General features: G+C 22.6%; 20 protein-coding genes. 7 read left to right on the forward strand and 13 right to left on the reverse strand.

Features of this window, described 5'->3' with window-relative positions; translation table 11 throughout:
- Positions 1-20: 20 nt before the first annotated feature.
- From GJT86_RS01880 to parC, 13 genes are all read right to left on the reverse strand, one after another.
- Entirely contained in the window at positions 21-521 is a 501-nt protein-coding gene (locus GJT86_RS01880; protein WP_168920580.1) for an NADH-quinone oxidoreductase subunit J family protein, read from the reverse strand.
- Between the two features lie 28 nt (positions 522-549).
- Positions 550-1,092 carry an NADH-quinone oxidoreductase subunit NuoI gene (nuoI, locus tag GJT86_RS01885; RefSeq protein ID WP_168920581.1) on the reverse strand — a complete coding sequence of 181 codons (543 nt, stop codon included), beginning with the start codon at positions 1,090-1,092 and terminating at the stop codon, positions 550-552.
- A gap of 29 nt (positions 1,093-1,121) precedes the next feature.
- Positions 1,122-2,090, reverse strand: a complete 969-nt coding sequence (gene nuoH, locus GJT86_RS01890; RefSeq protein ID WP_168920582.1) for an NADH-quinone oxidoreductase subunit NuoH — start codon at positions 2,088-2,090, stop codon at positions 1,122-1,124.
- Positions 2,087-4,789, reverse strand: coding sequence for an NADH-quinone oxidoreductase subunit NuoG (gene nuoG, locus GJT86_RS01895; protein ID WP_168920583.1), 2,703 nt, complete (start codon positions 4,787-4,789; stop codon positions 2,087-2,089). Before nuoG ends, nuoH begins: the two co-directional genes overlap by 4 nt.
- An 84-nt stretch (positions 4,790-4,873) precedes the next feature.
- Positions 4,874-6,166 (reverse strand): NADH-quinone oxidoreductase subunit NuoF, encoded by a 1,293-nt coding sequence (gene nuoF / locus GJT86_RS01900; protein WP_246209052.1) that lies wholly within the window; start codon positions 6,164-6,166, stop codon positions 4,874-4,876.
- Entirely contained in the window at positions 6,159-6,668 is a 510-nt protein-coding gene (nuoE, locus tag GJT86_RS01905; protein WP_168920584.1) for an NADH-quinone oxidoreductase subunit NuoE, read from the reverse strand. Before nuoE ends, nuoF begins: the two co-directional genes overlap by 8 nt.
- Positions 6,669-6,677: 9 nt before the next feature.
- Positions 6,678-8,492: an NADH-quinone oxidoreductase subunit C/D gene (nuoC, locus tag GJT86_RS01910; RefSeq protein WP_168920585.1), complete on the reverse strand. Its 1,815-nt coding sequence runs from the start codon at positions 8,490-8,492 to the stop codon at positions 6,678-6,680.
- Between the two features lie 51 nt (positions 8,493-8,543).
- Positions 8,544-9,194, reverse strand: a complete 651-nt coding sequence (locus GJT86_RS01915; protein WP_168920586.1) for a NuoB/complex I 20 kDa subunit family protein — start codon at positions 9,192-9,194, stop codon at positions 8,544-8,546.
- Positions 9,195-9,200: 6 nt separating this feature from the next.
- Positions 9,201-9,572: an NADH-quinone oxidoreductase subunit A gene (gene ndhC / locus GJT86_RS01920; RefSeq protein ID WP_168920587.1), complete on the reverse strand. Its 372-nt coding sequence runs from the start codon at positions 9,570-9,572 to the stop codon at positions 9,201-9,203.
- A gap of 32 nt (positions 9,573-9,604) precedes the next feature.
- Positions 9,605-10,909 (reverse strand): threonine synthase, encoded by a 1,305-nt coding sequence (gene thrC / locus GJT86_RS01925; RefSeq protein ID WP_168920588.1) that lies wholly within the window; start codon positions 10,907-10,909, stop codon positions 9,605-9,607.
- Positions 10,909-11,841: a homoserine kinase gene (gene thrB / locus GJT86_RS01930; protein WP_168920589.1), complete on the reverse strand. Its 933-nt coding sequence runs from the start codon at positions 11,839-11,841 to the stop codon at positions 10,909-10,911. Before thrB ends, thrC begins: the two co-directional genes overlap by 1 nt.
- Positions 11,842-11,857: 16 nt before the next feature.
- On the reverse strand, positions 11,858-14,317 hold the full coding sequence (gene thrA, locus GJT86_RS01935) for a bifunctional aspartate kinase/homoserine dehydrogenase I (RefSeq protein ID WP_168920590.1): 2,460 nt from the start codon (positions 14,315-14,317) through the stop codon (positions 11,858-11,860).
- Positions 14,318-14,443: 126 nt separating this feature from the next.
- Positions 14,444-16,690 carry a DNA topoisomerase IV subunit A gene (gene parC / locus GJT86_RS01940; RefSeq protein WP_168920591.1) on the reverse strand — a complete coding sequence of 749 codons (2,247 nt, stop codon included), beginning with the start codon at positions 16,688-16,690 and terminating at the stop codon, positions 14,444-14,446.
- A 164-nt stretch (positions 16,691-16,854) separates the two neighbouring features.
- Between parC and GJT86_RS01945 the strand changes: the two genes are divergently transcribed.
- The 7 genes from GJT86_RS01945 (at position 16,855) to GJT86_RS01975 (ending at position 24,080) form a co-directional block, all read left to right on the forward strand.
- The gene (locus GJT86_RS01945) at positions 16,855-17,910 is read left to right on the forward strand and encodes a 3-deoxy-7-phosphoheptulonate synthase (RefSeq protein ID WP_168920592.1); all 1,056 of its coding nucleotides are present in this window, start codon (positions 16,855-16,857) and stop codon (positions 17,908-17,910) included.
- Positions 17,911-17,924: 14 nt separating this feature from the next.
- Positions 17,925-19,040 carry a chorismate mutase gene (locus GJT86_RS01950; protein ID WP_168920593.1) on the forward strand — a complete coding sequence of 372 codons (1,116 nt, stop codon included), beginning with the start codon at positions 17,925-17,927 and terminating at the stop codon, positions 19,038-19,040.
- 222 nt (positions 19,041-19,262) lie between these two features.
- Entirely contained in the window at positions 19,263-19,514 is a 252-nt protein-coding gene (locus GJT86_RS01955; RefSeq protein ID WP_168920594.1) for a hypothetical protein, read from the forward strand.
- Positions 19,487-20,191, forward strand: coding sequence for an RluA family pseudouridine synthase (locus tag GJT86_RS01960; protein WP_246209062.1), 705 nt, complete (start codon positions 19,487-19,489; stop codon positions 20,189-20,191). The genes GJT86_RS01955 and GJT86_RS01960 overlap by 28 nt, the downstream gene beginning before the upstream one ends.
- A 187-nt stretch (positions 20,192-20,378) precedes the next feature.
- Positions 20,379-21,050 (forward strand): DsbA family protein, encoded by a 672-nt coding sequence (locus tag GJT86_RS01965; RefSeq protein WP_168920595.1) that lies wholly within the window; start codon positions 20,379-20,381, stop codon positions 21,048-21,050.
- A gap of 68 nt (positions 21,051-21,118) precedes the next feature.
- Positions 21,119-21,898, forward strand: coding sequence for a 5'-3' exonuclease (locus GJT86_RS01970; RefSeq protein WP_168920596.1), 780 nt, complete (start codon positions 21,119-21,121; stop codon positions 21,896-21,898).
- Positions 21,899-22,262: 364 nt separating this feature from the next.
- The gene (locus GJT86_RS01975) at positions 22,263-24,080 is read left to right on the forward strand and encodes a GTP-binding protein (RefSeq protein ID WP_168920597.1); all 1,818 of its coding nucleotides are present in this window, start codon (positions 22,263-22,265) and stop codon (positions 24,078-24,080) included.
- Positions 24,081-24,100 lie beyond the last annotated feature (20 nt).

The following is a 24,100-nucleotide window of genomic DNA, read 5'->3' on the forward strand; positions in this document are numbered from 1 at the left end:
TTTCGTATAAAATGATAAAATTATTTATTAAGATTATTACCTATATGATTAACAATTACAATGCCAGATAAAAGGACTATTGAAATTAATTCAACAATAATATTATATTTGGTGAATAAATAAATACCAAGATGAGTTAAATCGTTAATATGATAAAATAAATATTTATTATTATATTCTTGAAAAATTATAATACATAAACTAATTAAAAATATTATAGCCATAAATAATAATAGACAAAGTAAATAAGGTTTCATTAATAATGTTTGTTTTTCTAATATAATATTATTTTTATAATTACATAACATAATAATAAAAATAAATAATATGACAATAGCGCCAGCATAAATAATTATTTCTATAGAACCAATAAAAAAATTACCTAAAACAAAGAACATACCAGCTATAGTAAACAATATAGCTAAAAAATATAATAATGTATTAATAGCATTCATGCTAAAAATAATAAGTATAGTAAATATAATTGACATCATACTTAAAATATAAAAAAATATTTTCATTATAAAACCTTTTTTATCTTATGTCTTTTTATGGTAATAAACTTTTTACATCAATAAAATTATCTTGTAGAGTCTTTTTATTAGTTTTGTTATGTATTTTAACACCAGACACACTGTAATAATCATAATCAGGATATTTACCTACATTATTTATTAATAAGTGTTTTTTTTTATATATTAATGCTTTTCTATTAAATTCACATAATTCAAAATCTGGAATTAATTGTATAGCTCCTGTAGGACAGGCTTCTTCACAAAAACCACAAAAAATACATCTAGATAAATTAATATTAAAAAATTTTGGATAAGATCTATTTGTAATAGGATTAATAGCTCTTTTTAAAGATATGCAACCTACAGGACAAACAACTGCACATAAATTACATGCTACACAACGTTCATTATTATTTTTATCACAAGTTAAGATTATTCTACCTCTATATCTAGGTGATAAATATACCTTTTGTTCAGGATACATTATAGTTTCTCTCTTTTTAAAAAGATTCAGAAAAACTATTACAATACTATTTAATTGACTCCAAATATTTATAAAAAATCTTTTAATATTCATAAATTTTTATGCTTGTAAAATAACTTATTTTATATAAATGTAACACATGCGGTTATCATAAGATTAATTAATGTTATAGGTAAACAGACAAACCAACCAAAAAACATCATTTGATCATAACGAGGTCGTGGTAATGATGCACGTATTAAAAAAAATAACACAATAAAACATATAGTTTTTAATAAATACCATACTATACCTGGTAAAATAGGTCCTAACCATCCTCCAAAAAATAAAATTACTATTAAAGAAGATAAAACTATAATATTAATATATTCTCCAACAAAAAATAATCCAAATTTCATACTAGAATATTCGATATGATACCCATCAGCTAATTCTTGTTCTGATTCCGGTTGATCAAAAGGATGTCTATGATTTAATGCTAGACTTGATATAAAAAAAGTTATAAAACCTAAACATTGAGGTATAATGTTCCAGTAATGCTGTTGATATAATACTATATTATACAAGTTAAATGAACCAGTTTGACAGACAATACCCATTAACGATAATCCTAGAAATACTTCATAACTTAAAACTTGTGCTATTCCTCTAATAGATCCTAGCAAAGCATATTTGTTATTACTAGATAATCCTGCAAATAATATAGCATAAATAGAAATACTCGCCATCATTAAAAAAAATAAGATTCCTATATTTAAAGGATATATAATTATTGTTTTTGTTAAAGGTAATATAGCAAATATTGTTAAAATTGTATTAAAAGTAATTAATGGAGCAATGTTAAATAACATTTTATTCGTAACAAATTTGGGTATCCAATCTTCTTTAAATAAAATTTTAATCATATCTGCACATACTTGCAAACTTCCTTGCCAGCCTACTCTATTAGGACCATAACGATTTTGAAAACATGCTAAAATGCGTCTTTCTATAAAACTAAGTAAAGCACCACAGACTATTAATATTACTAATATTATTAATGTTTTTAAAAAAGTTATATTTTGTATTATGTATAAACTATTATTTTTCATTGTTTTAATATCCTGATATGATCAATAGTTTTATATAAAAAACATAAAGGTATTTTTGGTATTCCTAATGGTAAACTAATTAAACCAGGATGTAATTTATCTGAAATTTTAACGTTTAAAATAAAATGATTATTCAAACAATATAATTGAATTATATTATTATCATGGATATTTAAAAAGGTAGCATCTTTACGACTAAAAATAGCATAATGTATATTATAATGTTTTTGTATTAATAATGCTTTTTGTATTAAGTCATTACTAAAAAATAAGGTACAATATGCAACAATTATTAATTTATGTTGTGGAATAAATTTTTTAGGTATTTTAATAGATTGTATATGTATATTTAAATTATTAATATTAATTTTTTGTTTTAAAAATGATTTATCCTGAATATTATCTACATGTTTTTGTAATTTATATAATGATTGTATAGAATTCCAACCAGGTAACCATGTATATGCCATGTGCACACAATTTTCTGAACTATTACCTTCCATAGAAAAATTAAACATAGTGTCTGTATCTTTTGGTTGTATAGGTTCATGAATATTTTTATGTGCTAACATAGAAGTTCTACCACTATATCTTATGAGTGATCTCGCAAATTTGTTATCATGTTGTTTATAATTTGATGCAGGAGCAGCATATTTAATATTGTACAATACAGGGATATCCGTTATACATTGATTTATTATGTCATCTAAAATTATTTTTTTAGATATATTATGTATTATATTGTTAATACTAGATAACCATTTCCAACTAGATTGTCTTTGATTATTATTATTATAATAAGTTGGTTCATATACCTGGAAAAATCTTTGTGCTCTACATTCATTATTAATAACTGTACCACTACTTTCTATAAAATTTGTTACAGGCAGCATTATACTAGCTTTTTTTGTAGTACTGTTATAAACATGATCTAATACAACTATATTAGGTATATTTTTAAATAATCGATCTATTTTAGATTTTTCTTCATAAAAATATAAATCATTTTCCATAATAATCATTGTATCTATTGGATGTGTTATTTGAAAAATATTTTCTAATGGTTGTCCTTGTATTAAATTTATACCCATGCTATTCACTGTATATAAAGTCATAAAGAAACCTACATGTACATTTTTTTTATATAAAGTTTGTAATAATAAATATGTTGCATGTAATAATTCCAGATTGCTTGTATTAGTTCCTGTAATAAATAAACATTTTTTAGCATGTAATAATATTGATGTTATAGCAATAATTTTATTATATAATGTATTATCAGTAATATGTTGATCAAATATTCTATTATTTATATAATATGATAATGCATGTATGAATCTTGCTTGATTTTCTAATGGAGCGTAATATTTCCATGTCGCAATATCATCTAAATGTGTATAATTTATATTAGTAATAATTAAAGGATTATATTTATCTGAAGATAAATTTTTGAGAGCATTACTATGCCAAGAAGGGATTTTAGTTGTGAAATTTTTATAATTATTTTGTATAGCTTGTCTTACTGATAATGCTACGCGAGGATTAGTTACACTAATATCTTCTCCAATGACCATAATAGTATCATATGTTTCTATTTCAGATAATGTAGGGAAAAAAATATTTTTATTTTTTAAAATATTAATATAATAATTTATTTGTTGTTGTTCATGAAATAATATTCCTGTAAAAAAATTATGTTCTCCAACTAATTTTTTTAGTGTATAATTACTTTCGATACTAGCTCTAGGAGACCCAACACCAATTATTTTTTTAGATTTCAAAATAATATTTGCTATATTATTAATCATAATATTATTATCATAAATAACATTATTTTTGATATTATTCAAAATAATATTTATAGGTTGATTTATTAAATTTATATAACCGTAACCAAAACGTCCTTTATCACATAAAAAATGATGATTAATATATTTATTATATCTATTTTGTATATTTGCTAAAAAACTATAACGTTCACCAATATGCAAATTACATCCTAAAGAACAATGTTGACAAATACTAGGAGCATATTGTAGATCCCACTTACGCGTATAATGTTTCGCATAAGTTTTATCTGTAAAAACACCTGTAGGACATACTTCTATCAAATTACCAGAAAAAAAATTTTTTAATGTTCCATCTTTAAATCTACCAAAATAAATATTATTATTAGCACCAAAAACATTTAAATCAGTACCATGTGCATAATCTTTATAGAAACGTGTACAACGATAACATGTAACACAACGATTCATATTATGTGATATAAAGGGTCCTAAATATTGATTTTTATATGTTTTTTTTTCAAAAAGGTATCTGCGTTTGATATGATTAGACATTACTGTCATATCTTGTAAATGACAACTACCACCTTCATCACAAACTGGACAATCATGAGGATGATTAATCATCATAAATTCAATTACACTTTTACGAAATTGTTTAACTTCAATATCATTAATACAAAAATAAGATCCTTTAACAGGTACAGTCATACAAGACATTATAATATGTCCTGTTGTATCAGATATATTATCATGCTGTTTAATTGCACATTGTCTACATGTACCTACACTACCTAAACGTGGATGCCAACAAAAATATGGTACGTTATATCCAAGAGATAAACATATTTCTAATAAATTATCTTTTTTATTAACGTTATAACATTTACCTTCTATATTAATAGTAACCATAAAACATATATTCCATCATGTAAAATTATTCATTATTAATTTGATTTAATTTATATTAATTATTTTATATATTATATTATAATTTTATTTTAAAATTCCTTCATGAAATTCATTTAAAAAATATTTTAGTGCACTTTGTAATGGAGCAATAGCACCAGGAGCAAAAGTACAAAAAGTTTTACCATTAATTAATTGATTACTAATATCTTGTAATAATATTATATCTTTTATAGAGCCTTGTTTTTTTTCTAAAACATTTAATATTTTAACAATCCATGGTAATCCTTCTCTACAAGGAGTACATAATCCACAAGATTCTCTAGCAAAAAAAATTTCTATATTTTTTAATAAAGATACCATATTAATCTGATGATCTACTAACATCGCAATACCTGTACCTAATCTACTGCCAGCATTACTTATATGTTTGTAATCCATTGGTATATTTAAATGTTCTAGAGTTAAAAATGCTGTACCAGCACCTCCTGGTTGCCAGGCTTTAAATTTATAACCTTTTTTTATTCCTTTAGCATATTGTTCAAAAACAATACTTGCAGGTGTTCCTAATGGTAATTCCCATAATCCAGGATTGTTTACATTACCAGAAAAACCTAATAACTTAGTACCACTATCATATTTGCTTTTTGATATATTTTTATACCATTTTGCTCCGTATAAGATAATACCATTAACATTACAAATAGTTTCTACATTATTCACACAGGTAGGTTTACCCCATAAACCAATTGTTGCTGGATAAGGTGGTTTAAATCTAGGATTTGCACGTTGACCTTCTAATGAATTAATTAATGCTGTTTCTTCACCACAAATATATCTCCCAGCTCCTGTATGTAAAATTAATTTAAAATTAAAATTAGTTTTACATATATTATTGCCTAATATACCAAAATCACGTGCTTCTTGTAGAGCAATTGTTAAAATATGTGCACATTTAATATATTCACCTCTTAAAAAGATATATCCTATATTAGCTTGTATAGCATATGCACTAATAATTATTCCTTCAATTAATTGATGTGGTAATGTTTCTATTAAAAAACGATCTTTATATGTACCAGGTTCCATTTCATCAGCATTACATATAAAATAACGATTATCATAAGGACTATCTTTTTTTGGTATTAAACTCCATTTAGTACCAGTAGAATAACCCCCGCCGCCTCGACCTTTCAAACCAGATAAGGTTATTAATTGAATAATTTCTTCGGAAGACATAGTTGTTAATGCTTTTGTACAAGCTTTATAACCATCTTGTTTTATATATTCTTTTAAAAACATGGTTTGCTGTGTATTTTTAATACGCCATGTTAATGGATAATATTCAGGATTATAATTATTCATATTAGTATTATTCATGCATATATTTATCCAATATAATATTAATACTATTGATTGTAATATTAGTATAGACACATTCATTAATCATAATGACAGGACTGTTATTACAATGTCCTAAACAACATATAGGTAACAAAGTGAATATATTATCTGTAGTTGTTTGACCTATATTAATATGTAATTTTTTTTTTATATGTTGTAATATTTGTTTATAATTTTTAATATAACATACAACACTATCACAATATTTAATAACATATTTACCCACAGGATATCTAAATATTTGGCTATAAAAAGTAGCAATACTTTCTATTTCAGAAATATCCAATTTTAATATGTGTGCAATAATATGCATATTTTGTTCAGAAACCCAACCATATTTTTTTTGGCATAATATTAATATTTCAATTATAGCAGCTTTACGATATTCATAATGTTTAATAATATTATTAATTATATGAATGTCTTGAGTATTTAATAAATTTTTTACATTTGTCTTATTAGTTTTATTTATATTCATAATTATATATTAACGATCTACATCAGACATGACAAAATCAATACTTCCTAAATAAGTAATTAAATCTGATATCAGACTACCATTAATTACATTAGGTATGTGTTGTAAATGAGGAAAACTAGGTGTTCTAATTCGTGTACGATAACTAGTAATATTATTATCACTAATTAAATAATAACTATTAATTCCTTTAGTAGCTTCAATCATCTGAATAGATTCATTAGCTGGTATTAATGGTCCCCAAGATACTTGTATAAAATGATTAATTAAATTTTCTATATTATATAACATGTCTTTACGCATTGGCGGTGTTGTTAACGGATGTTCAACTTTATAAGGACCTTCAGGCATATAATTCAAACATTGTGTTAAAATACGTAAACTTTGCCATATTTCTTCTACTTTTAATAAAACTCTCGAATAACAATCACTAACATGACCAATAGGTACATCAAAATCAAAATTTTCATATCCAGAATACGGACGTTGTTTTCTAATATCAAAATTTATACCAGTAGCTCTTAATCCAGCACCTGTTACTCCCCAAGCAATTGCTTCTTTTTTATGATATACAGCAATATTTTTAGATCGAGCAATTAGAATACTATTTTTTAAAGCAACGTCTTGATATATTTTTATTCTTTTAGGTAACCAAATTAATAATTTTTTTAATAAAATATTCCATCCTTTAGGTAAATCATGAGCTAAACCACCTATTCTAAACCATGCAGGATGCATTCTAGCACCAGTAATTGCTTCTATAATATCATATATTTTTTGTCTATCAGTAAATGCTAAAAAAATAGGTGTCATCGCTCCTACATCTTGTATAAAAGTAGATAAATATAATAAATGACTATTAATACGAAATAATTCAGATAGCATTATTCTAATAACTTGTATTCTAGTTGTAACAGTAATATTAGCTAATTTTTCTACTGCTAGAATATACGCCATTTCATTAACACAACCACCTAAATATTCAATTCTATCTGTATATGGAATGTAAGTATGCCATGTTTGTCTTTCTGCAATTTTTTCAGCACCTCGATGATGATATCCTATATCAGGAATACAATTAATAATTTTTTCTCCAGATAATTGTAATATGATTCTAAAAGCACCATGTACTGAAGGATGATTAGGACCCAAATTTAAAAACATATAATCATAATTATTATTTTTAATAGATAAACCCCATTCATGAGGATTGAATTGTGTATTTTGGATATTTATATGATGTTGTTCTTTATTAAAAATATGAATATTTTTTTCTGTAGCTCTACTAGGATATTCTTTACGTAAAGGATAACCATCATTCCAGTTATTAGGTAATAAAAGATGTTTTAAATTAGGATGATACATAAAATGTATGCCAAACATTTCCCAAATTTCTCTTTCATACCAGTTTGCATTACAAAAATAAGATGTAATTGTATGGATATATAGTTTTTTTTGTTTTAAAGGTACTTTTAACAGTATATCAGCGTTTCTTTCTATAGAAATAAAATGATAAAATAAAGAAAAATCCATTTTTTCTGTAAAAGATATACAAAATTTATTTTTATGTAATCTTTCATCAATACCATGCATATCATATAACATATTATATGGATGATATATTTTACATAAAATTTTTATAAAATCAATTATTTGTTCTGGTTTTATCCAAATAGATAAGGGTATATTATTATTATAATGTTGTATTATAAAGTTATTTGGACCTAGGTTATTTTTTAATATATGTATAATAAATTGTGTATTTTTATCTTTAATATTTTTATTTAAATTAGAATTGTGTTGTAAAATAGTAGTATCACACATACATAAAACATCTCTGTTGTTATTTATTACAAATTATAATTTTGAATAATGTTAAATTTCATTTATTGAACGAAATTTGATATTTTTAATATTATTAATATTAGATGTTTTTATTTTGTTTTTATAAATTTTTTGATCACCAATTATCCATGATAATGGACGTTTTTCAGTACTAATAGCTTTTTGTAATAATAGTAAAGCCTGAATATATGCTTCAGGTCTTGGCGGACATCCTGGTATATAAACATCTACAGGTAAAAATTTATCTACACCTTGAACAACAGAATATATGTCATACATACCTCCTGAATTAGCACATGAACCCATTGAAATCACCCATTTTGGTTCTAACATTTGATCATATAATCTTTGTATAATAGGAACCATTTTTAAAAAACAAGTACCAGCTATAACTATAAAATCTGCTTGTCTGGGAGAAGTACGTAAAACTTCTGAACCAAAACGTGCAATATCATTAATAGAAGTAAAAGAAGTAGTCATTTCTACATAACAACAAGATAAACCGAAATTATATGGCCACAAAGAATTTTTTCTTCCCCAATTAATAATATTATGAGTAATTTTACTTAGCTTACCAAAAAATATATTATTATTAACTGTTTCTTTTTGAAAATTATTATTTTTATTTTTTTTTTGTATAAAATACTTATTATTATTAATATTTTTCAAGTTTTTTCCCATAAAATTTTAATTAGATTTAAGATGTTTATAAAAATTAAAAATATTCATTTTAAATAAATATAATAAACTTAATAATATCGTTATTATGAATAATAATCCTGTAATTAATCCATCTATTTGTATCATTTTAAGACTTATAGACCATGTGTATAAATACAATGATTCAATATCAAAAATAACGAAAAATATTGCTACTAAAAAAAAATTAATTGTCATTTTAATATGGGTATCTTGATAAGATGCAGCACCAGATTCAAATGGAATATTTTTATCAATACCATATGAACGACCTCCTAAATAATAAGAAATAAACAACATAAAACTACTAATAAAAATAGCTAAACCTGCAAATAAAACCAAATTGTTTAATTTTATCATAGTTAATACTTTAATTAAAAATTATTTATATATTAAATTTTTATATGTTTTTTTAAAAAATTTTTAAACACATTAAAATTATTAGGTAAAACATGTTTTTGATTATTTTTTTTAGCATAATATAATAACACATTTGGTAATAAAACTTTATATTTTAAAAGTTGTAATATGTATTTTTGAAATTTAGCGGGATGTGCTGTACCTAAAAAGATATTAAATGTATCTGGAGTACAATATTTATATTGTAATGCACTAAAACCAACTGCTGCATGAGGTTCTGAAATATATTTATATCGTTGAAATAACATTTTGATATTTTGCGATGTGATATAATCTGTGATAGAATAAGCTTCTAATTTATTAATAGCACAATGATTATCATTAAAAATTTTTAATATTCTTGGCCAATTATTAGGTATACTGACATCCATAGCGTTAGATAACGTTGATAATGTTTGTTGTGGTTTCCAATAACCATGTTGTAAATATTGAACGACTGTATCATTAATATTAGTTGCTGCAATAATATTATGAATTGGTAAACCCATGTTTTTAGCTATTAATCCTGCAGTTAAATTTCCAAAATTACCACTAGGTACAGATATAATAATCTTTTTAGATTTTGAATATTTAGATGTTTGTTTATATAATTCAAAATAATAACAAATTTGTGCCAATAAACGACTTATATTTATTGAATTAGCAGAATTTAGATTAAATATATTAGTTAATTCTGTATCACTAAAAGATTTTTTAATTAATCTTTGACAATCATCAAAATCACCTTCTATAGCTATAGAAGTAACATTATTCTTTAATGTACAAAATAACTTTTTTTGCAAAGAAGTAATTTTATTATATGGATATAAAATAATAACTTCAATATTAGGTATTTTATAAAAAGCATGTGCAACAGCAGCTCCAGTATCTCCTGAAGTAGCTGTTAAAATTATTATTTTTTCATTATGATAAAAATAATGTAATACTTGCGCCATGAAACGAACACCAAAATCTTTAAAAGATAAAGTAGGTCCATGGAATAACTCAAAACAAGCAAGATTATGACTTAATAATTGTAATTTTAATGGGAAATTAAATGCTTTTTTAATAATTTTTTTTAAATCTTTTAAAGATAATCTTTTATTATCTATAAAATAAGATAATATCTTACTACTACAAGTTATAAAATCATCTTGTATTAATAATTTATACATTATTTTATCATCTAATTTTGGTATAGCATACGGAAAAAATAATCCTTGTTTACGGCCTAATCCTATTTTTAATGCTTTTATAAAGTCAACCTTCTGTGTTATATCATTAAGATTAATAAACATCATGTTTTCTCCATTATTTGAGTACCTATTTGATTAATTGCACAAATATATACAAATCCTTTATTATTCTGAATATAATATTTTTTTAGCCATATCACCATATCTTGTGCAGTATTTAAATTATTAAAAATGCAAAATATAGTAGGTCCAGAACCTGCAATACCATAATTTAAAGCATCTAATTGTTTAGCTTTCTTCTTAACTTTATTAAAATTAGGGATAATATTTTTTCTATATGGTTCTGCAATATGATCTTTTAATAATTTTGCTGCTAATATTTCATTTTTTATATGACTAGCATGTATAAAACCAGCTAAATATTGGCTATGTTGTATACATGTTTTTAATGTATATGTATCAGGTAAAATTTTTCTTGAATTATATGTAGATAAAGAAATACCAGGATATGCTATAACCCATAACCAATTAGTAAAAATAGGAATATCTTGGATGCTGATATGTTTCATAGATAATATTAATTTCATGCCACCTAAATAGCACGGAATAATATTATCATAATGTATATTACCAGAAAATAGGCCTTCTAATTCTCCCATTAAAATTATTAATTCTGTATTAGTTAAAGGATACTTGCACAATATATTCATAGCTTTAAGAAAAGATACTATAGAACATGCGCTAGAACCTAATCCAGAAGCAACAGGCACATTTTTTTCTAATAAAACTTTTACTGGTATAGTTTTATTAATTTTATCACAAAATTTTAACCAACAATGAAAAATAATATTTTCATTGTCTACTGGTAAATCTTGTATAAACAAACCTGTTTTAATTAAAGTAAATTTTTTATGAGGTATAATAGAAACATAATCACCTAATATACCATTATCTAATCTAGATAGTGCTACACCTAACGAATCAAAACCAACATTAATATTACCAATAGATGCAGGAGAATAAATTTTTATCATTGTTACAATCACTTATTTATAAAATATTAATACGTAATAGATCTGTTAAAATACCTGCTGCAGTAACATTATTACCCGCACCATAGCCCTTTAATACTAAAGGTAATGGTTGATAATAATTAGTATAAAAAATAAAAGCATTTTCTCCATTTTTAATATTATATAGAGGATGTGTTATATCTATTGCAATAGTTTTTACACTACATAATCCTTTAGAATTAATACTACCTATATATCGTAATACTTTATTTTGTTTTTGGGCTTCTTTAACTTTATTTATAAAAATATAATCTATTTCTGATAAATTTTTTACTAATGATAATTTAGTTATATTACTTTGTATTTTATCAAAATTAATAACAGGTTCTGTATGTATATCTTGTAATTCTAAGTTTAAACCTAATTCTCTTGCTAATATTAATAATTTTCTTGCAACATCTATACCAGATAAATCAATATATGGATTAGGTTCAGTAAAACCCATATTTTGGGCTAAACTCACTGCTTGTGATAAAGTCATATTTTCTTCTAGTTTTCCAAAAATAAAAGATAATGAACCTGATAAAATGCCATAAAATTTTATTATTTTATCACCAGTATGTAATAAATCTTGTAATGTTTTAATAATTGGTAAACCTGCTCCTACATTTGTTTCATAAAGAAATTTTTTTTTTTGTATGTATGCAGTATTACGTATTTTCTTATAAAATTCTAATGTTTCTGTATTAGCAATTTTATTTGTTGTAACTATATGTAAACCACAACGAAAAAATTTTGTATAATACTTAACAATAGAACGCGAAGAAGTACAATCTATAATAACAGGATTAGCCAATATATTATTTTGCATACGAGATAAAAAATGTTTTATCGTATACTTAGGTTCATATTGTATGTAATCTTCCCAATTATCTAAGTCAATACCTTGGCAATTTATAAAAGTATGTTTCGTATTTAAAATACCACATATTCTAATATTTATTAAATTATTATTTTTTTTTTGTTGTATATGATGAATTTGCTTTAATAAAGCTTTGCCGATATTGCCAGTTCCTATGATAAATACGTTTAATATTTTTTCTTTCTTAAATAAAATTTGATGTGCCATATTTAAAATATATGTATCATCCATACTTTGTATAACAACCGAAATAACATGTTGTACGTGATTATGTGATATCATTAAAATATTTTTTTTAGTTATTTTAAAAACAGATAGAAAATTATTTAATATATTTATATTTTTATTTATATTTAAACCTATTAAAGAAATAATAGATAATTTTGTTAGAATATTTATTCTAATAGTATTGGTATTTATTTCAGTTTTTAATGTAAAATATAATTGTTTTTGTAATATAATATAATCTTTATTTAATAAACATAAATTAATAATATTAGGATTGTATGTTTGTGTAATAAAAAATATGGTTATATTAGATGATAGTAGAATACTATGAATATTTTTAATTAAAATACTAATATCATTTTGTTTATTAATAATAATACTTATCATGACTATATTTTCTATTTTAGTAACACCTTTAGGAGTATTATCAGTTGCATGATGATTAATAATCGTACCCTGTTTTTGTGGACACATTATATTTTTTACGACACAAGGAATATTATTAATTAATAAAGGTAAAATAGTTTTATGATGTAAAACTTTTGCGCCTAAATAAGATAAAGCAATAGTTTCTAAGTATGATAAATGTTTTAATAAAATAGCGTTAGATACTATATTTGGATCCGCTGTATAGATACCATCTACATCTGTCCATATTTCACAATATTTAGCATGTAAACATGCTGATAAAGCAGCTGCAGAATAATCAGAACCATTTCGACCTAACAAAACTATTTCATTTTTTTTATTAATTGCAGAAAAACCTGCCATTAATATAATATTAAAATGTGTAAAATTAATTTTTTTAATATTCCTCATAGAGGTTATTAAATCTACTGTAGAGTCTAAATAATTATTACTTTCAGCTAATAAAAATTTTTTAGGGGATAAAACATATACTTTATTACAGGACCCTATTAATAGTGCTTCCATAATAATAATAGAAAATTGTTCACCTTGAGATAAAATTTTAGCATGTATTTTATTAGAACAATGTTTTGATATAGAAATATAATGGAATAAATATTCTAATTGTGAAAAAATTTTATTAATTTTATCAAGAATATTTTTAATATCTAAAGTATTTATATTTTCTTTTAGATCTTTTACGATATTTAAAAGAAAATTTTGCATCATAAGAAATTTATCTTGTAAAGGTTGATTTATAATAGCAATATCTATTAATTTTGATAAATTATTTGTGATATTAGCTGGTGCAGATAATACAACAGCTAATTTATTATTTTGTAATTTTGTAAGAATAATATTTTTAACTAACAAAATTTTTTTTGCATTTTCTAATGATGTCCCGCCAAATTTCAATACACGCATTTCATTATATTCCATCCTATATTTATGTTACATAAATTTATGAAAAATTAACTTATTATATAATCAATTTTCCATTATATTAGTTTTAATGTATAAAGAATAATTTATATGATATATATCTAAATTATAATAGGCATATTTTTAATGTTTTGAGGTAATTTTACTAATTTTGATATCATTTTGATATATAAAACCTTTTTGTCCTTTTTTACCAATAAATTTTTTTAATTTATGAATATTTAAATCAAATTGTTTATTATCTTCTGTATGTATAGTTATAATAGATTGTGGATAAATAATAAAAACCCATTTTAATGTTTCCATATTATTTTTTAATTTGATATTATTTAATAATATTAACTTGCTACCTTTCCCTTTAGGAATAATAGGAATATCTTTAATAGATAATAATAAAAAATATCCGAAAGAAGATATAACTAGAACATAATTATTTTGTTGTTGTAAAATAATAGGTGTTAATATTGCAGTATTTTTTGTTAATGTCATTAATAATTTACCATTACGATTGCCAGCAATAAAATCAGTAAATTTACAAATAAATCCATAACCAGTACTAGAAGATAATAAAATTTGTTTTTTAGATGATGTCATAATTAAATACTTTATTACAGCATCTTCAGGTATATGAATTTTACTATTTAAAGGTTCTCCTTGACTTCTAGCTGGTGGCAATGAAATTGAATCAATACTATAACTGCGGCCTTTAGAATCAATTATCACAACAAATTGATTATTTTTCCCTTTTACTGATATAAAAAAAGAATCTCCAGATTTATAATGTAAGTTATTAGGATCAATAGTATGACCTTTTGCACATCTAATCCAACCCATTTTAGATAAAATTATTGTAACAGGTTCTCCTGTAACTAATATATTTTCATTTAATAATTTAGCTTCTTGTTGTTCTTTTAATAAGGAACGACGTTTATTACTATAATTAGTAGCAGAAATTAATATTTCTTTTTTTAATAAAATATTAAATTTATTTTTTGAAATTAGTATATCATGTATATTTTTATATTTAAGTTTTAATTGTTTTTGTTCATAAAGTAATTTTTCTTCTTCTAAAAAAGAAATAGAACGTAATTTAAAATTTAAAATTGTTTCAGTTTGTATATCTGTAAGATTAAATTTTTTTTTAATAATATTTTGTGGTTGATGATGAAAACGTATAATTTGAATAAATTCTGTTAAGTTAGTATATATAATTAATAATCCTTGTATTATATGTAATTTGTCTGTTATTTTTTTCAAAAAAAAATTTAATCTTTTTTTAATAATTGAACATCTAAATATAATCCATTCAGATAAGATCTCTAATAAGTTTTTTACTGCAGGTTTATTATTTAAACCAATCATATTCAAATTAATACGATAACTTTTTTCTAAGTCAGTAAGAAAAAATAAATGCAACATAATATCTTTTAAGTTTAAGTGATCAAAATTATTACGTATAAGGATAACAATCCGAGTAGGATTCTCATAATCAGATTCATCTCTGATTTCTTCAATCATAGGTAATTTTTTATTACTAATATGTAAATTTATTTGTTCAAGAATACGTATACCAGAAACTTGATGTGGTAATGATGTAATAATAATATTACGATCTTTAATATGCCATACTGCTCTTAATCGTATTGAACCACGGCCATGTTCATAGATTTTCAAGAGATCTTTTTTAGGAGTAATAATGTCACTACCAGTTGGAAAATCAGGTCCTTGAATAATTTCTAAAATATCATGTAAAGTTGTTTTAGGATTATCGATTAATTTTATTATAGCATCAGTTACCTCTTTAATATTGTGGGGAGGTATATCAGTAGCCATTCCTACAGCAATACCTGTTGCGCCATTTAATATAATATTAGGCAAACAAGCTGGTAATATTTTTGGTTCTAGTAATGTGCCATCAAAGTTAGCAATATAATCTACAGTACCTTGGTTTATTTCCTGTAATAGGATATTAGAATATTGTGATAAACGTGATTCTGTATAACGCATTGCAGCAAAAGATTTAGGATCATCAGGAGAACCCCAATTACCTTGACCTTCTATTAATGGATATCTATAAGAAAACGGTTGTGCCATTAACACCATTGCCTCATAACAAGCAACATCACCATGTGGGTGATATTTACCTATTACATCTCCAATAGTTCGTGCCGATTTTTTAAATTTTGCTATAGATTTTAAACCTAATTCAGACATTGCGTAAATTACTCTTCTTTGTACTGGTTTTAATCCATCACCAATATGTGGTAAAGCTCTATCCGAAATAACATATATAGAATAATTTAAGTAAGCATATTCTGCAAATTTATGTAATGGTATAGTTTTTTTTATATTGCTATTATTTTTATTCATACATTTAATTCTATTAATTTTATTTATAATTAATATATTAATTTTTTTATTTAAAAAAAAATATAAATATTTTTTATTGTTTTATTCTTAAAATCTGCTTAAATATTTATATAATATATAAAATTTTTATTTTTTATGCTTTTAATATTTATAAGGTTATTTTTATGGTTAAAAAAAATAATATTAATAATGAAAAATATGTAATTACTCCTAAAGAACTAAAATTAGAATTACCTTTAACATCAAAAATCTCAAGAGATATTTTTTATTCACGTCAAACTATCAATAATATTATAATTGGGAAAATTCCGAAAATATTAATTGTGTGTGGTCCTTGTTCAATACATAATATTGAAGAAACTATTACATATGCTCTCTCTCTAAAAGAGATTATGTCAAAACATAATGATACAATATATATTGTTATGCGTGTATATTTTGAAAAACCACGTACTATTACAGGTTGGAAAGGTTTAATTAATGATCCATATATTAATAAAACATATGATATAAATCATGGATTATATTTAGCTAGAAAATTATTATTAAAATTAGCATATAACAATATTGCTATTGCAACGGAAGTATTAGATCCAAATATTACACATTATTTAAGTGATTTAATCAGTTGGTGTGCTATTGGTGCACGTACCACAGAATCACAAATACACAGAGAGATTATATCGTCATTAAATATACCTACAGGTTTTAAAAATAATACCGATGGTAGTATTATAAGTGCCATTAATTCTATTAAATCATCTGGAAAAGAACATAATTTTATTACTATTAATCAAAATGGTCATGTTTGTATAAAAAAAACTACTGGTAATAAACATTGTCATATTATTTTACGTGGTGGTGTGAAACCTAACTATTATAGTAATGATGTCAAACAATGTGAACAACAATTAGTATTAATGGGATTAAAACCTAAAATTATGATAGATTGTAGTCATGGTAATTCTGGTAAAGATTATAAAAAACAAGAAATTGTAGTAGATTCTATTATCTCACAGATAAAAAATGGTAATACATCTATATTTGGATTAATGTTAGAAAGTTATATAAATGAAGGTAATCAAATAATAAACTCATATAATAAAATAAAATATGGTATTTCAATAACTGATGGATGTATTAATTTAAAAACAACAGAAAACATTTGTAATAAAATTGCATATGCATTAAAGCAAATACCTTTACGTTTTCTATTATAAAAAGATAATCTAATATGATTACAAAAGATATAAATAATCATAATATTGTAAATACACAATTAAAAATATTACGTAAAAAAATAGATGTTTTAGATAATAAATTACTAAATATTTTGGTACAACGTTTTGATATAGTTAAACAAGTAGGTGTAATTAAAAAAAAATATGGTTTGCCCATATATTATCCAGTAAGAGAAGCAAGTTTAATACATAAAAAAAAGAAAATAGCAAAAAATTTACAACTATCACAAAATTTTATTAAAAAAATATTACAAAACATAATTTATGAGTCTTATTTATATGAAAATATTATAGGTTTTAAAAAATTAAATATAAATTGTAAAACAATACTTATAATTGGTAAAGTATTTCATACAGGACATATATTAAAAAATATATTAAAATCTGCAAGTTATAATATTAAAATATTAGATGAATATTTTTGGAAAAAAAATAATTTTTATGATTATTTTATAGATATTGAAATGATTATTTTAAATATCTCTATCACATCATTAAATCTAGTATTAAAATACTTACCAAAATTATCTCATAAATGTATAATTGTAGATTTATCTCCTGTAAAAACTTTTTCAATAGAAAAAATTACTAAAAAACATTATGGTCCTGTATTAGGTTTATATCCTATTTTACATACTAATGTTACTATTTTAACAAAACAATATTTAATTTATACTCATGGACGTTTTTCTACAGTGTATTCTTGGTTTTTAGAACAAATTAAACTTAGTGGTTGCCAATTAATAAATGTTAAATATCATGATATCGACATGTATATTTTGCAATTACAATCTATAAAATATTTTAATGTTATTAGTATTAATAATTTTATTTTGAAATACAAAAAATATAATTTTTCACAAAATATACTTAAATTAACATATGTTACAGAGTTTTCTTTTTTTAAAAAGATTTTTTTAAGAGATAGAAAAATATTTAATGATTTAATAAAATATTCTGCTCATCATACTAATATTTTTCAAAAATATATTAAAAATTATCATGATTTATTATTACAATTAACTACAAAAAAAAAAAAATATACACCTAATATATTTAGAATAATACAACAGTATATTGTAAAAGCTTATAAAATATTTCATGTATAATTTATATTTATAAGAATATGATGTAAAATTATCGAATATTTTTTAAAAAACTTAACATAATCTTTTATGTTAAGTTTTATCTAAATATATAAAAAAAAAGAACTTAAAATTAAAAGTTCTTGTAAATTACATTAGTTAAATATAATATTTTTATTAATATTTTTTTTTACTTAATTAATAAATACACATATGATATATTATGTATCATGATAAAATATGAATATGAATATTATACGGGAACACATTGTTGTAAATAAAAATGATATTATTACAAGAATAGATGTTTTTATTGCCCAAAAAATACAACGTTTTTCTAGATCACAAATTAAACATTGGATATTAAATAATTATGTAAAGGTAAATCACTATATTGTAAATGTACCTAAAAAAAAATTATTCATGGTGATATTATTGATATTGATGCTTATGTTAAAACATATAATACTATATGGAAAGCCCAACCAATATCATTAAATATTGTTTATGAAGACCGTTATTTGTTAGTTATTAATAAAAATTCTAATTGTGTAGTACATCCTGGTAATAATAATTTAGAAAATACAGTATTTAATGCTTTATTGTATAAATATAGTTTTTTAAGAGATGTACCACGAGCTGGTATTATACATAGATTAGATAAAGACACAACTGGTTTAATGATAATAGCAAAGAATTTAATGACATATTATTTACTTAAACAATTATTAAAAAACCATAGAATCATTAGAATATATGAAGCTATTGTTTATAATAATATACATACTAATCAAATAATTAATTTTCCTATTAAGAAAAAATATATAAATAAAAAAATAAAAATGTTTGTACATCCTCAAGGAATACAAGCTATTACAAAAATTTTTGTACAACAGTGTCTACCAAATTTTACTTATTTAAAAGTACAATTATATACTGGTAGAACACACCAAATTCGTGTACATTTATCATATATAAAACATAGTATTATTGGAGATCCTCTATATAAACAACATCATAAAAAAAATACATTTATACAATCTATTTTACAACGTCAAGCTTTACATGCATCTTATTTAGAATTTTATCATCCTATTTATAATTTTAAAATAAATATAAAAAGCGATTTACCGCAAGATATAAAAAATATTTTACATATTTTACAAAAAACTTGATAATATTAATAGTTATTAAATATAATATAATTTACTATATCTAATGGATATTACTAAACAAGAATAGAATATTCTAATATTCTTACATATTAATTTTAATTGTATGAACAATTAAATAATGTTTTTTTAAACGAAAATTAATATTAACAATAACTTATAAAAGTTAACTTATGAAAGTATACATATCATGAATATAAAAAAATATATACTCTTATTAAATATGATTGTTGCTATGATTATTCCTAATGTAGTACAAGCTGCACACATACAACATAGACATAATACTACAAAATATACTCATACTATACCATTAAAAAAACATGCTAAAAAATTATATCTAAAGAAAGCTAAAACTATACAAAAAACAGAAATAATAGAATATTTTTCTTTTTTATGTCCTCGTTGTTATCGTTTTTTTCTTATGAATCAACATAATAATGTATTAAATAACAAATACAAAATTATACAATATCACATTAATTTAGTTGATTCAGAATTAAGCTTAATAGCAGGTTATAACTGGATTATGGCACAAGTATTAGGTGTAGAACAAAAAGTTATGAAACCTATATTTGAAGGCATACATAAAACACATACTATTCATGATTATGAAACCATGAAAAAAGTTTTTATTAAATATGCTGGTATTGATGAAGATATTTATGAAGCAACTTGGGATAATACACTTGTAAAAAATTTATTTGTACAACAAAATAATATACTCCAAAATTATGACATTAATAATTTACCTTCATTAATTGTTAAAAATAAAGTAGTGGATATTAGTAATATATTAGATCATTGTACAAAAAATAAAATATGTTTAAATAATATTGTAAAAATGGTAAAACGAGTATAGTTTTTAACCTTAATTTTTAAAATACTAAAACATTTTTAAATGATGATTTAACTATAAAATTATTTTATATGTTAAAAAAAAAAATAATTATAGATGGAACTTTAGTTTTATATCGTGCTTATTACGCTTTACCTTTATTATTTAATAATAAAGGTAAAGCGACTGGTGCTACATGTGGATTTATTAAAATTTTTAAAAAAATTATTCATATGTACTCAACTAATGACATAATAGTTATTTTTGATGCACCAGGTATAACATTTAGAAAAAAAATATTTACCAAATATAAAATACAACGTCAAAAAATACCTTATAATTTACGCATGCAAATTACACCTTTAAAAGATATTATTAAAGCCATGGGATATAAAGTAATATCCATTAATAATATTGAAGCAGATGATATTATTGGAACTATTACAACAATATTAACAAAAAAAAAATATGTTGTTTATATTTTTAGTTCTGATAAAGATTTAGCGCAATTAGTATCTAACACAGTATATTTAATAAATCCTATTAAATATAATATTTTAGGACCAAAAGAAATATATCAAAAATATGGTGTTTATCCTAAATTAATGAGTGATTTTTTAGCTTTATGCGGTGATAAAACTGATAATATTCCTGGTATACCAGGAATAGGTATAAAAACAAGCCAATTATTATTAAATAATTTCGGTAGTATTAAATATATTTATAGTAAAATATATAATCCCAATTATATGAATAATACAAAAATGCAAAATCTCAAATTAAAATTAATAATGTATCAAAAAGAAGTATTTTTATATCATAAATTAACAACTATTAATACTAATATTAATTTACAAGGCTATTATCCATAAGATTAATATGAAATTTTAAAGACATTCATAATATGAATGTATCCATATAATATATTGTAATATAAAAATTATTATAAATTTATTTTATTATAGTATTTTAAATTACAAATTATCTCTTAAAAAATTAACAAAATACATAATTATATTATTTATTTTTATATATAAATAAACATTATTTTTAATAACTAATTATTAATTTTTTTATTTTACAAAAGAAGTATAATCATTTAATGAGTATTAAATTAATTCTCATATATGTTTTAAAAAATAAGAATCATGTCATATCCTAAAAAAATATATAATATAAACAAACATTTTATTTATATTAGAAATAATATATTATTTTATTTATTGAGATTATAATATGGAGAAAATACGTAATATAGCTATATTAGCACATGTAGATCACGGTAAAACTACATTAATTGATAAATTATTAGAAGAATCTGATTCAGATCATATACATAAATCCATATTTACAACTAATAAAACACGTAAAATGGATACAAATGTTTTAGAACAAGAAAAAGGAATAACTATTGTTTCTAAACAAACTGCCATATTATGGCATAATTATACTATTAATATCATTGATACACCAGGACATGCTGATTTAAGTTCTGAAGTAGAACGTATTTTATCTATGGTCGATGCATTTTTATTAGTAGTTGATGCTGTAGAAGGACCTATGCCACAAACTACATTTGTAACTAAAAAAGCTCTAGAATATAAATTACAACCTATTATAATTATAAATAAAATTGATAGAAATATACATAGATCTAAATGGGTGCTAGAACAAATATTTGATCTATTTATTACTTTAGATGTTACTGAACAACAGTTAGATTTCCCTATTATTTATACATCTGCTATAAAAGGTATGTCAGGATACAATTTGCATAATATTAAAAATAATATGAATGCATTATATGAAACAATTATTAAATATACACCTGTACCGAAAGTTCATATACATGGTCCATTACAAATGCAGATTTCACAAATAATACGTGATCAGTATTTAGGTAATATTTGTATTGGTTTAATTAAACGAGGTACCATAAAAATTAATGATTTTTTTTCTGTCATAAGAGAACAAAAACAAAAAAAAATAATCAAAATATTATCTATAACACAAAATATAGGCTTAAAACAATATTATTTTAATCACATGTCTGCAGGAAATATTATTGGAATTTCTGGATTAGGTTTAGAAAACATTAATATTTTTGATACAATATGTGATAAAAATTATCATGAATCATTACCTTTATTAACAATTGATAGACCAAAAATTAATATGTATTTTCATACTAATAATTCACCTTTAGCAGGGACAGAAGGTAAGTATATAACCTCTATAAAATTATTTAAAAGAATATATCAAGAATGTTTATATAATATAGCATTAAAAATACAAACTACAGAACAAAATAATATTATAAAGATATCATCAAGAGGTATATTACAATTATTAATTCTTATAGAAAATATTCGTAGAGAAGGTTATGAATTATTAGTGTCCAAACCACAAATTATCGAACACATTAAAAATGGTAAAATCTTAGAACCATTTGAATTATTAATTATAGATATCCCAAAAAATATAAAAGGTAAAATAATTGCTTTTATTGGCTTAAAAGGCGCCATTATTAATAATATTACTTTAAAAAAAACAAATAATAGAATAATAATTGAAAGCATTATATCAAGTAGAGCTTTAATTGGATTTAGAACAGAGTTTTACAATATAACTTCTGGTACTGGAATTATGAATTCTTCTTTTAGTCATTATGATAATAAAAAGGATAATTTTAATAATAAAAGAAATTATGGAGTACTTATTTCCTATTGTACAGGATATGCTACTGCTTTTGCATTATCTCGTTTACAAGCTAGAGGAATTTTATTTATTAAACCAGGTGATAAAATATATGAAGGACAAATTGTTGGCATGCATAGCAAGATTAATGATTTAATTATTAATTGTTCAAATAATAAAAAATTAACTAATATGCGAGCTGCAGGAAAAGATAACAAAATTCCACTAATACCTAATAAACAAATATCTATGGAATTTGCTATAGATTTTATTAATGATGATGAATTAATAGAAATTACACCTTTATCTATTAGATTAAGAAAAAAAGTACTAAAAACATACAAAAACATTATTTAATTTACAATTTAACTTATAAG

Source organism: Enterobacteriaceae endosymbiont of Macroplea appendiculata, from assembly GCF_012571605.1.
Lineage (GTDB): Bacteria > Pseudomonadota > Gammaproteobacteria > Enterobacterales > Enterobacteriaceae.

Bases quoted from the DNA above. Each gene is read 5' to 3' on its own strand.
- nuoF (WP_246209052.1), bottom strand. From the start codon at position 6,166: ATGAATAATACTAATATGAATAATTATAATCCTGAATATTATCCATTA.
- GJT86_RS01945 (WP_168920592.1), top strand. From the start codon at position 16,855: ATGGTTAAAAAAAATAATATTAATAATGAAAAATATGTAATTACTCCT.
- nuoE (WP_168920584.1), bottom strand. From the start codon at position 6,668: ATGAATATAAATAAAACTAATAAGACAAATGTAAAAAATTTATTAAAT.
- ndhC (WP_168920587.1), bottom strand. From the start codon at position 9,572: ATGATAAAATTAAACAATTTGGTTTTATTTGCAGGTTTAGCTATTTTT.
- GJT86_RS01965 (WP_168920595.1), top strand. From the start codon at position 20,379: ATGAATATAAAAAAATATATACTCTTATTAAATATGATTGTTGCTATG.
- GJT86_RS01955 (WP_168920594.1), top strand. From the start codon at position 19,263: ATGAATATTATACGGGAACACATTGTTGTAAATAAAAATGATATTATT.
- GJT86_RS01950 (WP_168920593.1), top strand. From the start codon at position 17,925: ATGATTACAAAAGATATAAATAATCATAATATTGTAAATACACAATTA.
- GJT86_RS01880 (WP_168920580.1), bottom strand. From the start codon at position 521: ATGAAAATATTTTTTTATATTTTAAGTATGATGTCAATTATATTTACT.
- GJT86_RS01975 (WP_168920597.1), top strand. From the start codon at position 22,263: ATGGAGAAAATACGTAATATAGCTATATTAGCACATGTAGATCACGGT.
- nuoG (WP_168920583.1), bottom strand. From the start codon at position 4,789: ATGGTTACTATTAATATAGAAGGTAAATGTTATAACGTTAATAAAAAA.
- nuoI (WP_168920581.1), bottom strand. From the start codon at position 1,092: ATGAATATTAAAAGATTTTTTATAAATATTTGGAGTCAATTAAATAGT.
- GJT86_RS01970 (WP_168920596.1), top strand. From the start codon at position 21,119: ATGTTAAAAAAAAAAATAATTATAGATGGAACTTTAGTTTTATATCGT.
- parC (WP_168920591.1), bottom strand. From the start codon at position 16,690: ATGAATAAAAATAATAGCAATATAAAAAAAACTATACCATTACATAAA.
- thrC (WP_168920588.1), bottom strand. From the start codon at position 10,909: ATGTTTATTAATCTTAATGATATAACACAGAAGGTTGACTTTATAAAA.
- nuoH (WP_168920582.1), bottom strand. From the start codon at position 2,090: ATGAAAAATAATAGTTTATACATAATACAAAATATAACTTTTTTAAAA.
- nuoC (WP_168920585.1), bottom strand. From the start codon at position 8,492: ATGTGTGATACTACTATTTTACAACACAATTCTAATTTAAATAAAAAT.
- thrB (WP_168920589.1), bottom strand. From the start codon at position 11,841: ATGATAAAAATTTATTCTCCTGCATCTATTGGTAATATTAATGTTGGT.
- GJT86_RS01915 (WP_168920586.1), bottom strand. From the start codon at position 9,194: ATGGGAAAAAACTTGAAAAATATTAATAATAATAAGTATTTTATACAA.
- thrA (WP_168920590.1), bottom strand. From the start codon at position 14,317: ATGGAATATAATGAAATGCGTGTATTGAAATTTGGCGGGACATCATTA.